The following is a 14,004-nucleotide window of genomic DNA, read 5'->3' on the forward strand; positions in this document are numbered from 1 at the left end:
AAGTGATGACTCCTTAAACTAAAAAGCCGCTCAGTGAGCGGCTTTTTTAATAATGCTTAGCTGGTGTTAACCAAACGCAGAAAAACCACTCTCGTTTTGGGGTGAGCTAGTCATTTGATAAAAATTAGCTATACGGCCAGCTCGTGCGTCTACTTCTGGGTCGCGTGATTGCTCGGTATTAGTATCGCTTTGAGACTCAGCAGTGCTGGTTTCGTTTATTGACAACGCACTTTGTGGCTCTTGTGCTTGCGCTTCATCGTCAGCAGGGGCTGATAATTCAGCTTGCGCTGCGGCCATTTTTTGGGTTGCATCAGCGGCAATGGCTCTATCGGCACTAGAAGGTTCAGCAGGGGCAAGTGCGGCTGCACGTACCGTTTGCATTTTATCTATAGTGGCTTGCGGATCGCCGGGGATTTCAGATACATCAATTTGTACCTCACCGCCAACAGCGTAATTAGTGCCATCTGGTCCACGTTGGTATTCATAACTTGGTGAGCCTGCATACTGCCCACCCACCGATGCATGAGCTTGTTCGTGCACACGCACTTCAGTATCGCGCGCTTTAAGCTCTTCAATTTGCTGTTGTTCTAATTCTAGCTGTTGCTGATCTTGCTCTTCTTCGGGGGTATCTTCGCTTGCTTGTTGGTTTTGTTGCTGTTCGCTATCTGAATCTTCGCTGCCTTGCTGGCGCTGCTCAACAGCTTGCTCATCACTGAGTTTACCGGTTGCATCATAGGTGGCGGCTTCTGCACTGCTTGGCAGTTTTGCTTTATCAGCATCGCTTTGCGCTTTGGTTTCGGTATTACTGGCGCTATTGGGTGCAGGGGCAGGAATAACTTCGCGCAGTTGGTTGTCACGCCGAGCGGTTTCCGTATAAACATTGGCGGTGTTTATATTGATAGACGGAAATGGCGTGACAATATTCATAACGTTTAAACTTTAATATCGATTAGCGTACCAAGCACTTCATCTGCAGTTTGAATAGATTGCGTGTTTGCCTTGGCATTAAACTCTTCAACTTTTAAATTAACAAGCGCTTCGTCAACCCGAGCTGGTTGTGCAACAGGCGCTGTTACAGCCTCTTCAGGTCGCGCAGCTGTTAACTGGCGCTGTTGGGCTAGTTGCGTATCGTCTTGCTCTTCAATGGTGGCACGGTTTATCTCTGCGCTTGCTCGTTCTATACCTTGGCTTGCACGATTAAACCCTTCTACACCACTATTAAATACTGAACCAATAGCCATGCTGTACCTCCAAAAAAATAAATATTGTTTAATTATCGCTCACTTCATGGGCAAAATAAAGCTTTAAACAGTACCTTTCTTTAGGCTATTTTAAAGCATTGATTTAACGGCAGATAAAAACTCTTTTTTATGAGAAATAAACGGTGCATGGGAGGCTTTGTCTAGTACTTCGTATTCAAACTCAGTATTTAGTGCTGCCATTTTATTAATTGCTTTGTAAGGTACCAGCGCATCTAAACGGCCAAATATCGCTTTTATAGGCACTGGGCAATGCGCAAATACGTTGCGTAAATCATCATTTTGTAAAATATTTAAACCCGCACTTAACGCCTCACTTTTAGGGGCGCTGTACTGATTTAGCAAGTGCTTTAGCTGCTTTATATCATCGCGTGCCGACTCACTACCCATGGCCTGAATAGCTAAAAAGCGCTCTATGGTTTTTTCTCGCTGATTAACTAATTGCTCTTTAAATTGCTCAAGCACGCTGGCTTTTATTCCAGGCCAATCATCTGCCTCGGCAAAAAAAGGGCTTGAGGCAACTAAAATTACTTTTGATACTTTATTTGGCCAATGTTTAGCAATATAAAGTGCAAACAATCCTCCTAGCGACCAGCCCATTAATATAGAGCCAGGGCTAAGTTGCTCGCTTACGATTTCAGCTGCATCGTGTAAATTATAAGGACTTGGGGAGCTATTGCTGTTGCCAAAGCCAGGCAGGTCAATGCTGCGCACCGAGCCACTGTATAAAAACGTTAACTCTGGCTGCACTAATTGCCATACGCCTTGGTTCATGCCCCAACCATGTAATAAAACTAACTCGCTTTGCATATTTGCCTAACCTTAACCAAACTTAGCCACATCATAACGCTTACATTGACGAAAGCAACGCAAGGAGCAGCCGATGCAACACTCATTTTTTAATTGGTTATTTCCCTCTTATTGCGTGCAATGTCAGGGAGTTGTTAGTGCTCAAGAGGGGTTGTGCGACTATTGCTTAACGGATTTAAGCGTGTTTGATTTAAATAAACACAGTAATTTATTGCACCGCCCGGATATTGTAGAAATGTTTCCGCATTGCGAATTTGATAAGCTCTTTGCCTGTGCTTTTTATCAGCCCCCATTTGAGCATTGGCTTAAACGACTCAAATTTAATAATCAAATTCACTATAAAAAAGCGCTGCAACAAGTAATTAAACGCCAACTATCGGTGTTTTTTGAAAATTTAACTACCCAGCCCGACATAGCTATTATTTTACCTTTGCACCGAGGACGCTTTTTAACGCGCGGGTTTAATCAGGTAAGCCAAGTGTGGCAACCGTGTTTGGCAAAACATATTTGTATAAGTAATGCGCTAATACGCAATAAAGCGACGCAAGCACAGTCACAATTATCTAGAGCTAAGCGGGTTAAAAATGTTAAAAATGCCTTTATATGTACACAAGATATGAGCGGTAAAACGGTGGTTATTATAGATGATGTAATGACCACAGGCGCCACGCTCAACGCGGCTACCCAGGTATTAAAGCAAGCGGGCGCTAAACAAGTCTGGGCTTTTGCTACGTGTTTAACGCCACTTTAAAGGTGTAGTTAATCACCTCTTACTCTAAATGTGTGGCCAAAAAATAAAGCATTACTGAGTAATCGGCTTGTGCCGTACCAGTATCCTCTAAATACAGGGTTATCTGTCATCGCAATAACACTGCCACGCCCGTATGAGTGGGCCATCATGGCTGCTGCACCGGCAATTTGCTGCTCATTTACGCCATCGGTAAACCCTGCCAACAGTGGTTTTTGCGGGTAAGTGAGTATGTTTACAAACGGGGCGGATGATTTTTCTAATAACCAGGTGCTATTTTTAAATACAGGCAGCGTTTCGCGATTAAGCGAAAACGTTAGTGGATGCGTGGTGTCTACATCGGTATTAAAAATAGCGCCGGCTATACGTTGTCGCCCTGCTAAATGATCTTTATCTGCGTAATTTAGCCCTTGAGTATTAAAAGCGCTGGCTACATCTTGCCTAGATAAATAATTAGCCTTGAGTAATTGCTGATCAGCTAAAAATTTAGCGCCGCCTTTGTGACCCCAAATTACGCCGCCTTTTCTTACCCAGCTTTTAATAGCAACTTTATCACTATCGGGTAAGCCCGAATAATTACCATTAGCTAGTACAATGTGGCTGTAATTATTTAAATCTAGGCTACCTAAACGTTCCATTTCTACTATGGTCGGAGAAATACCAACAAAGCGGTCAAGGTAATACCATACTTCACCCGCTTCGTATTGGCTTACGCCTTTACCGCCCACAAGCAGTACTTTTGGCTCGTTTAATACCGCCATAGTGCGCGAGCCTAAATCGGCGCCTTTCCCTGTAAGACCAGTGGTAATAGGCTTTATCGCAATACCAAACTGGGTTTGAGCATCGTTTAAAATAGCCACCCAATCAGGGTTCGTCTGCAGCCCTGCGGGGACAATAATGCTGCCAGGTGCAAAGTCTATTTCGGTGGTGCTGCTTTTAGCTGTTAAGGCGCTTAACGCGACACGCGCTTTAATGCCTTGCTTTAGCAAGCTATTTAGCATTTTAGGCGCTAAGTAATCGTCCCAGGCAAAGCCAAATGCATAACTTTGCTTTAACGCAGCAAATGATGGTTTAACTGCTTTTTGCCACGCAGTGCTGGCTACTTCTAAGCCCCAACTACTTTTTACTTGTGCAAACTCTAAATTAAAAGCATGGGCGAGTGTCCAGCCCGACACATCATAAAATGTGTTATCGGCAAAACTTTTTTGCTCACTAAAAATAGCTTTTACTAAACGAAACTGTGGCTGAGCTAACGGCACAAAATAGCTCTGGGTGCTAAAGTTTTTGCCATTGGCTTTTAGCGCTTTTGTAAGTGGATAGGCGTTAATTTGATGCTGCTTTAACAGGTTTAAAAATAGTTTAATCCGGGTGTTATCTTTAGCGCCCTCAACCACATAGCCTTCAAAACTTTCATCATGTGCTAAATCAACTGCTTGGTTATAAAATTTTGCCTGATAGGTTAATAGCGCCTCACGGTTATCTACCGCTGCTTTAAAGGTTGATAGGCTTGTTAATAACTGATTTTTAATAGTAAAAGGAAACGTAAGCGTACCATTTATGGTTTCTTGTACATGCCCACGTGAGCTGGCTTGCTCAAATAAAATACCTATACCGCCGTTTACATCGGGGTAGGTTGAACCCTTGCCGTAATAAAAGTCGTCAAAGCTTTCTTCGGTAAAATAAAGGGCATTATTTTTATCTAAAGTTTTAGCATGGTAATTGGCTATGGCTTTAGTAAGCGTTACGTTTTCATCTGGGGTAATTGGGTGCTTGCGACTGGCAATGCCAGGTTGAAAAAAGTAGCTGCTGTTTGGGCCCATTTCATGAAAGTCGGTAAGAATATTTGGCTTCCAATGATGAAATTTAGCAATGCGTGCACGCGACTCTGGGTGTTGTAGTAATAACCAATCGCGGTTTAAATCAAACCAATAGTGATTTGTACGGCTACTTGGCCAGCTTTCTACGTGTTCACGCGTTTTAGGGTCGCTTGATAAGTTCATCCCCCGATTACTATTAGCCCAATTGGCAAAGCGAGCCAAGCCATCAGGGTTAAGTGATGGGTCGAGCAAAATAACGGTATTATTTAATAGTTTTTCTATTTCTGGGCCTTGCGCTGCAGCAAGGTAATACGCAACCAATAAAGCGGCATTGCTGCCTGATGACTCATTGCCATGCACACTGTATCCCATCCAAACTACAGCAGGCTCATTTTGTGTGTTTTTAGCTTGCTCACTGTTTGTTAAACGGGCTAAGTGCGCTTGGCGAATTTGCTCTAAGTTAGCTAGTTTTTCAGCGCTGCTAATACTTAGCATCACAAGCGGACGTTGCTCGTGTGTGCGCCCTATTACTTCAAAATTTATACGATTACTTTTTTGCGCTAGAATTTCCATGTAACGCACCAGTTGGTCGTGCCTTACATGCCACTCACCTACTTCGTAACCAAGTACGTCTTGTGGGGTGGGTATTGTTTTATCAAACTCTACATCTTGTTCAAAATAATACGAAAGTGGTTTTGCCATACTTGAAAAGCTAAGTATTGCCACCATTATAGTTACTATCCAGCGCATATAAATCACTCTAAAAATGTTTGTTATTTGCACGCTAGCATTGCTTAAAATAGATGCCAACTTTTTACGCTCAACACTAGCCGCAACACGATGAGCGGAGTATGATATGCAGTATCCGAGTAATTTAGTCAAGTATAGACGGTTTTATGATTTCTATTTCCGAAACAGCACAAGCGCATTTTGCTAAACTTTTAGCAGATCAAGCACAACAAACTAATATTCGTGTGTTTGTTGTAAACCCTGGTACATCACAAGCGGAATGTGGTGTTTCTTATTGCCCAGAAGACGCCGTAGAAGACAGCGATATTCGTCTTAACTTTAATGGTTTTGATGCCGTAGTAGATACAGAAAGCGCTCCTTTTTTAGAAGAAGCTGAAATTGATTTTGTTACCGACAAAATGGGCACTCAGTTAACTTTAAAAGCGCCTAATGCAAAGGCACGTAAACTAGGCGATAACGCATCGCTAAATGAGCGTGTTCAACACATGCTAGAAACCGAAGTAAACCCGCAGCTAGCTAACCACGGTGGCCAAGTAAGCCTAGTTGAAGTAACCGCTGAAGGTATTGCAGTACTTCAATTTGGTGGTGGTTGTAATGGCTGTTCTATGATCGATGTAACGCTTAAAGAAGGCATCGAGAAAGAAATGATTGCAAAGTTTGATGAAATCACCGGTGTTGCCGACATTACCGAGCACCAAGCGGGCGATCACTCTTATTACTAAGCAATAATGTTAAAGCCGCTTATTTATCGCTTAGGGAGTAACCCTAAGTTGAGTTTAACGCGCTTTTTTCGCGGCTTAGCACTGTTTGTGCTAGCCGTGATATTTATTGCCCTTGGCTACTACACCCACTTTAGTTTACAAATTATAGGTGTGGTTATTTTAATCCCGGCATTATTTTTTGCTGCATGGGGTTATAGCGGTATTTTTGCCAATCGTTTCTCGCAAGTTTTAAAAGATATGGGGCCAAAAGATCACGACCCCGACCTATGGAAATGACACGTTCGCTTAATCTAGCAGCTGATTAGTTGCTTTTAACTGCAAATACTTAATAATTAACGTAACGCCGCGCATAAGCATAAAGCAACTCATAGCCAGCCATAACGCATTATTTTGCCACTCTATAAACACCCAAAACACCCCAAAAAAGCCAACAGCAGCAGAAAGAATCATACTGTTACGCATATTTTTTGCCCGTGTAAGCCCTACAAATACGCCATCAAACAAAAAACAGCTCATTGCTAACATAGGCAATACTATTACCCACGGTAAGTAATTTGTCGCAGCTTCTATCACCTCGGGTACATTGGTTAAAAGCTTAATAATAGCGCTGCCAAACACAGCAAAAAATACGCTGTAAAGCACGCCAAAAAGCATCCCCCAAAACACACTTATTTTTACCCATAATCTAATGTTATTAACGCTTCGCTGGCCTTTAGCTTGACCAACTTTGGCTTCGCTTGCATAGGCTATTCCATCAAGTGCAAAGCTTACTAACATTAAAAAGTTAAGTAACACGGCATTCGCTGCAAGCGTTGTTTCGCCGATGCGGGCGCCATAAAAGGTCATAAAGCTAAAGCATAATTGCAAAATTAAAGAGCGAATAAATATATCTCTATTTAAACTAAGTAGCTCTGCCATTTTGCTAACACTGAGCCAGTTGGGCACGCTTAGCTCCACGCCTTGCTTTTTAGCGAGCTTAATCACTAGTAGCAACGCAAAAGCCAACGCGCTGTAATCTGCAATTAACGACGCCCACGCTGCTCCCGCTACTGCCCAGTCTAAATACACCACAAAATATATATCGAGCACTATGTTGGTAATATTGGTCACTAGCAGCAAGTAAAATGGCCCTCGCCCATAATGTACGCCAAGCATCCAGCCAAGCAGCACTAAATTACAAAGTGCGGCAGGGGCACTAAATATACGAATACTAAAATACTGATATGCTTGAGCAAGAACCTCACTATTTGCGCCTGATAAAAATGCAATGGCTTGTTTTATCAAAGGCGATAAAGCTATAAGCGCTAACGCCACACACACGGCAAGCAATAAGCTGCGTTTTAAAAGCGCTGCCAACTGTGTTAAGTTATTTTGCCCGTATGCTTGGGCCACTAACCCTGTGGTGCTCATACGTAAAAAACCGGCGAGCCAAAATAAAATAGAAATAACAGCTGAGCCAAGTGCGATGCCCGCTAAGTAATGTGCGCTACCTAAGTGGCCAATAACAGCGGTATCAACAATTCCTAACAGTGGGACAGTAATATTTGATAATATCATTGGACCCGCTAGCAACAGCAAGCTTTTATGGTGTGCCTTATTATGTTTAAGAAATTGTTTCATTTAGTTTTAATTACTCTCATTTGTTTATCAGTACGTGCTCATGCGGCGGTTATTTTACAGTATCACCATGTAAGCGAAACCCTTCCGGCTGTGACCAGTGTAAGCGCAAATACGTTTACCAAGCATTTGAGCTACTTAAAAGAGCATAATTTTAATGTTATTGCACTAAATGAGCTAATAAGCGCTATACAACAAGGCAAAACCTTACCTGAGAAAACAGTCGCTATCACCTTTGACGATGGTTACAACAATAACTACGAACAGGCAGCGCCTATTTTAGAAAAATTTGGTTACCCCTATACTATTTTTGTAAACCCGACCCTTATTGATGAAGGTAAAGGCTACGTAATGGGGTGGGATAAATTAAAAGAGCTCGCAAGCAAAGGGGCGTTAATTGCCAATCACACTGCCCAGCATGACTACCTGCATATTAAGCTAAAAGGTGAGAGCGATGCACAATGGCAAGCACGTATAAAACAAGATATTTTGCGTTCTCAACAGCGTATTAAAGAAGAAATAGGCCACGACTATAAATACCTAGCGTACCCGTATGGTGAGTTTAATAACAAACTACAAGCGCTTGTAGAAGAGCTTGGCTTTATTGGCATTGGTCAGCACTCAGGCGCTGTAAATAAAAACGCTAACTTTACCCGCTTACCGCGTTTTCCAGCCTCCGGCTTTTACAGTAAATTAGATACGCTAATTACAAAATTAAACTCTCGGGCGTTTAGTATTAAAACCCTAGATTACCAAGACAGTGTAACCTCACAAAACCCACCAACGCTCAGCATTGAGTTTGTAATGGGTGATTTTCATAAAAGTCAGTTTGCGTGTTATGTCTCAAGTGTGGGGCAGGCTAAGTTAACTTGGATAAACGACACAACTGTAAAAATTGACTCACCAAAGGCGCTAAATAAAGGCCGTTCACGCTTTAATTGTACCGCCCCTTCTATTGAGCACCCTGGTAGTTACTATTGGTTTTCGCAGCCGTGGGTTATTCAGTAGCAATTACACTTTTATAGTCTGATGCAATAAGCGCTGGGTTACTTTATCAAGCGCAACAATTTCGTGAGCGGCACCTAAATCAACCGCCGCTTTGGGCATTCCCCACACCACAGAAGAAAACTCATCCTGTGCAATGGTGTAACCACCCGCTTGTTTAATACTAAGCAAACCCTTTGCTCCATCGCTCCCCATACCGGTTAGTAACGCTGCCACAATGTTTTTTGCGCCGCACTCAAGTAACGAGTTAAATAATACATCTACTGCCGGTTTATGGCGGTTAACTGGCTCAGAATCATCAAGCTCGCAATATAAACTTGCTCCTCTTTTTTTTATGCTTAAGTGCAAACCACCTGGGGCTATATAAGCCCATCCCGCAGTGAGCTTGTCGCCGTGCTGCGCTTCTTTTACGTTAATTGCACAGGTGCGGTCCATACGCTGGGCAAACGAGGTACTAAATACCGGAGGAATATGCTGGGTAATCACAATCGCAGGGCAATTGGTCGGCATTTTTATAAGCACTTCTTTTATTGCTTCTGTGCCCCCTGTTGAAGCCCCTATCGCTATTACCTTGTTTAATAAAAATTGTGCATTGCCAGGTAAAGGCTCACTTACGGTGCTTACCTTTTTAAAACTTCTTACCCTTGCACCTGCCGCCACGCGCACTTTTTGCTGCACAACATATGCATATTGACTCATTTGCTGCTTAACATTCACGGTTGGCTTGGCAATAAAATCCACCGCACCAAGCTCAAGTGCTTCTAAAGTGATAGGCGAGCCTTGCTGGGTTAATGTAGAAATCATTACAACGGGCATAGGCCTTAAGCGCATTAGGTTTTTTAAAAAGCTAATGCCGTCCATTTTTGGCATTTCTACATCGAGGGTAAGCACATCTGGATTGAGCAATTTAATCATTTCTCGTGCTTGATAAGGGTCTTCAGCACAGCCAACAACCTCGATATCGCTAGCCTGAGATAATATTTCGCTCAGCAAACGCCTTATCAGTGGTGAATCATCTATTATCAGAACTTTAACCATTACGGCTCCTAAAACAGCTCTATGTTAGTCTCGGTGGCTTTATCTTGTTGCTTAAGGTTTTGCAGGTAGCGCACTTCGCGTTTTTCAATTGTATTGTTGTGCAAATTCTTCAGCTTTTTTACGTGGACTTTGCCCGTATGCGGATGAAAAAAAATTTTTCGAGGCCACGGCCCCCCCATATCTTGTGCAACAAGATTGAGCGACTCTTCCTGAATATACGCATTGGCAAAGCTAATATTACCTATCCCTATGTCGGTCATTGCGCTAATTATTTTGCCGCCACCAAAGAGTTTTATTTTTAAATTTTTTCGCGCAGCACCACCTTTGAGTACTTCGTTGATCAGGTATTCCATTGCCCAATTTCCGTAGCGGCAGCTCAAACTATGGGCACTGTTTAATTCTAGGCCTTTTTTTACCGGCAACATAAAATGATTTACGCCACCTATACCGGCTTTTTCATCGTAAACACACGCGGCTATGCACGACCCAAGCACTGTAGAAATAAGCTCATCATTTTTTGAGACATAAAATTCGCCAGGTAATATTTTTGCCACCACGCTTGTGCGCCCTGCATCCCAGTAACGTTTTATATGTTCAAACCCTGGGAGCACCGGCCTAAACTGTGCGTGCATTGTGTTGCTTTTGATACATGGTTTTCCCTAAATTTTTAAACTCAGAATGCTCTTTTCCCATACTCTCTGAGTGCCCTAAAAACAAATAACCGTCACGATTAAGTGCATTTGCATAACGTTTAAATAAGGTGTCTTTTGTTTCTTTATCAAAATAAATAACCACGTTACGACATAAAATTAAGTCAAACTGCCCTTTCATGGGCCATTCTTGTAAAAGGTTAAGGCGTTTAAAAAAAATGTGTTTATTTAACTGTGGTTTTACTTTATATGTTTGCCCATCTTTGCTTTTTAAAAACCACTTTTTAAGTACATTGTTTTCTAAGCCATTTACATTAGCCGCGGTATAAATACCCGCTTGTGCTTTGGCTAATACATTAGAATCTAAATCGGTTGCTAAAATTTTTACATCCCAAGAACTTGGGAATAAATCGGCAAGGGTTATTGCTAAGCTGTAAGGCTCTTCGCCTGTAGAGCAACCCGCTGACCATACGCGTACTCTTTTTGTTACTTTGTTACTGCTAAGTAACTGCGGCACTATGGTGTTTTTTAAAAACTCAAAGTGGTGGGGCTCTCTAAAAAAGGAGGTTAAGTTAGTGGTAATAGCATTAATAAATGCGTCAAACTCAGCCTCTTTATTATTGTGTAAGTACTCTAAGTATTGAGAAAAGTTTTTAAGTTTATGCTCTCTTACTCTTCTTGCTAAGCGGGAATACACCATTTCGCGTTTATGATCGCCAAGCACAATTCCGCACGCGTTATAAACTAAAGTGGCAATGTCTTTAAAATCTTTATCGGTACATAAAAATTCTTTCATTGTCATACCATCCCTTGTAAAGCAGGCTTGCTAGGGTATTAACTAGCAAGCCAGTAATGACTAAAACTCTTCCCATTCATCTGCTGAGTCTATAAAGTTTTCGCCTTTGGGTTGGGTATTTTTTAAATAGCCACTAGGTTGGCGCGCAGGGGGCGCTGAGCGTTCAAAGTGCGTATTTGGCAATGTGTTCATGCCTTGCTGCCCGAGTGAAAAAAAGTGCAATAACTGACGCATCTCGTTTGCTTGCTCAGCCATTGACTCGCCCGCCGCAGACGCTTCTTCTACAAGCGCCGCATTTTGCTGGGTCATTTCATCCATTTGGGCAACCGCTTTATTAACTTGCTCAATGCCTGCGCTTTGCTCTTCAGAGGCCTCGGTTATATCCGAAATCATTTGCGTAACACGTTGTACGCTTGAAACAATTTCTCTGAGTGTTTCGCCCGACTCATTTACAAGCACAGAGCCATCGGTAACTTTTGCAACGCTGTCTCTAATAAGCTCTTTAATTTCTTTGGCTGCTCCAGCTGAGCGCTGCGCTAAGTTACGCACCTCACCAGCAACAACGGCAAAGCCACGGCCTTGCTCACCCGCTCTAGCTGCTTCAACGGCGGCGTTAAGTGCCAGTAAATTAGTTTGAAAGGCAATTTCATCAATCACGCCAATAATGTCTGCAATTTTTTTACTCGACTCGTTAATGGCCGACATACTCGTTACAGCTCTATTAACTACTTCACCACCTTGAATTGCTTTCTCGCAGGTTTCTTCGGCTAAATCGTTAGCGACTTTTGCGTTATCTGCATTTTGCCTTACAGTACTGGTCATTTCTTCCATACTTGAGGCGGTTTCTTCAAGTGATGAAGCTTGTTCTTCGGTACGCTGGCTTAAATCGGCGTTGCCTTGCGAAATTTCCTCTGCACCACTGGCTACTAACGTGGCCGATGAGTTAATTCGGTTAATTACATCGGTCAATTTATCTGCTGTGGTATTAGCATCTTGCTTGAGCTTATCGAACGAGCCTTGATACTCTTTTTCTATGCGTTTTGATAGGTCGCCATTGGCCATTGCATCAAGCATTTGCGCGGTATCACTAACGGCATCATCCACAATTTCAACTAAGCTGTTTAAGCCCTGCGCTAAGCGTAAGAAAAAGCCTTCTTTTCCTTTTTCATCTACTCGGGTTTCTAAATCGCCATTACCTGCATCGCTGACTAATTGTGCAATTTCTTTTTCTATTGCAACTTCGCCCGTTCTATCTTCCCACTCAACTACGGTGCCTATGCGTTCTTGTTCTGGTGTAAAAATAGGGTTTGCAACTAAACCAAAGGTACGCCCGCCTACTTTTATTTCGGCTCGGTAAGTTGTTGTAAGCTTAGCTAGTAGGTTTTGTTGATGAGCCGGATTTTTATGGAATATATCAATGTTTTGCTGCATTAAATTGGTGCTATCAAAGTTTGGCAGCTCCTTTTTCAAATCATCTTCAGCGATACTCATCATCGATTTAACCGCGTTGTTCATGTATACAATTACATTTGAAGCATCAGCTATCATGGTGTTTGTTGCTACGGTATCAAGCGCTTGTTTTACTCGTAAGTTTTCTTGTGCTTCAGCACGTTCTTGCTCTGCTTTTGCTACGCTATCGGTAATATCTTCCCACTCAACAATGGTGCCTAAATGCTTACCTTCATGGTTTATCCACGGTGTAGCAATTAAACTAAAAATAAGCCCCGCTAAACGTAACTCAGTTTTATAAGGTTGTTTTAAGTTTTTTAATAGTTCGCGTTGATGAGCTGGGTGCTTATGAAAATCATCAACACACGTGCCTATTAAATTATCAACAGAAAAACTAGGTAGCACACCTTGCAACTCAGTTTCTCGCGCTTTGAGCATTAACTTAACCTGATCGTTTACAAATACAATATTTAGGTCTTTATCGGCAATCATTACATTGGCTTGGCAAACAGTTAACGCACTTGCTAAATCGGCAGCCTTTTTAGACTCGCGCTCTAGCTGTTTTTGCGCGGTGATATCACTGGCGTATTTAATAACTTTATAAGGCTTGCCATTTAAATCGAAAATAGGGTTATAAGAGGCTTGAATCCATATTTCTTGCCCTTGTTTGCCTATTCGCATGTACTCGCCCGAGTCGTACTCGCCTCGTCCTAACTTATCCCAAAATTGTTTATACTCGTTTGTTTTAGCGTATTCTGGGTCGACAAATAATTTATGATGCTGGCCTTTTATTTCGCTAAGTTGATAGCCTAAACCATTTAAAAAATTATCATTGGCAGTAATAATTGTGCCATCAAGATTAAACTCAATCACCGCCTGAGATTTACTAATTGCCTCAAGTTGGCCTTGCGCTTCAGCGGCCTGTTTCTTTTGTTCGGTAATGTCGGTAGCAAATTTAATTACTTTTAGCACTTGCCCTTGGCTATCAATAATTGGGTTATAGGTAGCTTGGATCCATACCTCTCGCCCTCCATTAGCAAGACGCTTAAACTCATTAGAAATAAACTCACCACCGCGCAAGCGTTGCCAAAAATTTTTATACTCGCTGCTTTGTGCTTCATCTGGTTCAACAAACATAGAGTGGTGCTGCCCTTGCACTTCCTCTAAGCGGTATCCCATTGCATTTAAAAAGTTTGAATTAGCCGTAATTATTCTGCCACTGGGTTCAAACTCAATAACCGCTAATGATTTATTTAATGCATTAACGATTAAGTCATTACTTGATTCTGACTGCTTCGGATTACTAAACCATCCCATGCCCATCACCACCTTTATGTTTGTTT

Annotated in this window: 13 protein-coding genes; 4 read left to right on the forward strand and 9 right to left on the reverse strand. The window is 42.2% G+C overall.

The features are described 5' to 3' along the window. Positions 1–66 precede the first annotated feature (66 nt). The 3 genes from PSH54_RS15570 to bioH form a co-directional block, all read right to left on the reverse strand. The gene (locus PSH54_RS15570; protein WP_054983334.1) at positions 67–927 is read right to left on the reverse strand and encodes a putative metalloprotease CJM1_0395 family protein; all 861 of its coding nucleotides are present in this window, start codon (positions 925–927) and stop codon (positions 67–69) included. A 5-nt stretch (positions 928–932) separates the two neighbouring features. Further along, positions 933–1,241, reverse strand: coding sequence for a hypothetical protein (locus tag PSH54_RS15575; protein ID WP_004588240.1), 309 nt, complete (start codon positions 1,239–1,241; stop codon positions 933–935). 90 nt (positions 1,242–1,331) lie between these two features. After that, the gene (gene bioH, locus PSH54_RS15580) at positions 1,332–2,069 is read right to left on the reverse strand and encodes a pimeloyl-ACP methyl ester esterase BioH (protein WP_273606546.1); all 738 of its coding nucleotides are present in this window, start codon (positions 2,067–2,069) and stop codon (positions 1,332–1,334) included. A 73-nt stretch (positions 2,070–2,142) separates the two neighbouring features. Between bioH and PSH54_RS15585 the strand changes: the two genes are divergently transcribed. After that, a complete protein-coding gene (locus PSH54_RS15585; protein WP_273606547.1) occupies positions 2,143–2,820 on the forward strand; it encodes a ComF family protein in 678 nt (225 codons plus the stop codon). An 8-nt stretch (positions 2,821–2,828) separates the two neighbouring features. Here PSH54_RS15585 and PSH54_RS15590 read toward each other — a convergent pair whose 3' ends face one another. Further along, positions 2,829–5,384, reverse strand: a complete 2,556-nt coding sequence (locus PSH54_RS15590; RefSeq protein ID WP_273606548.1) for a M14 metallopeptidase family protein — start codon at positions 5,382–5,384, stop codon at positions 2,829–2,831. Between the two features lie 146 nt (positions 5,385–5,530). On the opposite strand from PSH54_RS15590, the gene nfuA reads away from it, so the two are divergent. Together nfuA and PSH54_RS15600 are read left to right on the forward strand one after the other, a co-directional pair. Further along, positions 5,531–6,106 (forward strand): Fe-S biogenesis protein NfuA, encoded by a 576-nt coding sequence (nfuA, locus tag PSH54_RS15595; RefSeq protein ID WP_096042447.1) that lies wholly within the window; start codon positions 5,531–5,533, stop codon positions 6,104–6,106. Between the two features lie 6 nt (positions 6,107–6,112). Next, entirely contained in the window at positions 6,113–6,382 is a 270-nt protein-coding gene (locus PSH54_RS15600) for a hypothetical protein (RefSeq protein WP_029774191.1), read from the forward strand. Between the two features lie 9 nt (positions 6,383–6,391). Here the strand turns inward: PSH54_RS15600 and PSH54_RS15605 are convergent, their stop codons facing one another. Further along, positions 6,392–7,663 carry an MATE family efflux transporter gene (locus tag PSH54_RS15605; protein ID WP_054983329.1) on the reverse strand — a complete coding sequence of 424 codons (1,272 nt, stop codon included), beginning with the start codon at positions 7,661–7,663 and terminating at the stop codon, positions 6,392–6,394. Positions 7,664–7,705: 42 nt separating this feature from the next. On the opposite strand from PSH54_RS15605, the gene PSH54_RS15610 reads away from it, so the two are divergent. Further along, entirely contained in the window at positions 7,706–8,731 is a 1,026-nt protein-coding gene (locus PSH54_RS15610) for a polysaccharide deacetylase family protein (protein WP_273606549.1), read from the forward strand. A gap of 3 nt (positions 8,732–8,734) precedes the next feature. On the opposite strand, the gene PSH54_RS15615 is transcribed toward PSH54_RS15610, so the two are convergent. From PSH54_RS15615 to PSH54_RS15630, 4 genes are read right to left on the reverse strand one after another with little or no spacing between them, the layout of a single operon-like run. Beyond that, a complete protein-coding gene (locus PSH54_RS15615; protein WP_273606550.1) occupies positions 8,735–9,766 on the reverse strand; it encodes a protein-glutamate methylesterase/protein-glutamine glutaminase in 1,032 nt (343 codons plus the stop codon). Between the two features lie 8 nt (positions 9,767–9,774). Further along, positions 9,775–10,398: a chemoreceptor glutamine deamidase CheD gene (gene cheD, locus PSH54_RS15620; RefSeq protein ID WP_029774194.1), complete on the reverse strand. Its 624-nt coding sequence runs from the start codon at positions 10,396–10,398 to the stop codon at positions 9,775–9,777. Next, positions 10,382–11,212 (reverse strand): CheR family methyltransferase, encoded by an 831-nt coding sequence (locus tag PSH54_RS15625; protein WP_054983326.1) that lies wholly within the window; start codon positions 11,210–11,212, stop codon positions 10,382–10,384. Before PSH54_RS15625 ends, cheD begins: the two co-directional genes overlap by 17 nt. Before the next feature lie 60 nt (positions 11,213–11,272). Further along, complete coding sequence (locus PSH54_RS15630) at positions 11,273–13,978, reverse strand: methyl-accepting chemotaxis protein (protein ID WP_121638242.1); 2,706 nt, start codon at positions 13,976–13,978, stop codon at positions 11,273–11,275. Between the last annotated feature and the right edge of the window lie 26 nt (positions 13,979–14,004).

This window comes from Pseudoalteromonas sp. Angola-30, assembly GCF_028599215.1.
In the GTDB taxonomy this organism is placed as follows: Bacteria; Pseudomonadota; Gammaproteobacteria; order Enterobacterales; family Alteromonadaceae; genus Pseudoalteromonas; species Pseudoalteromonas atlantica.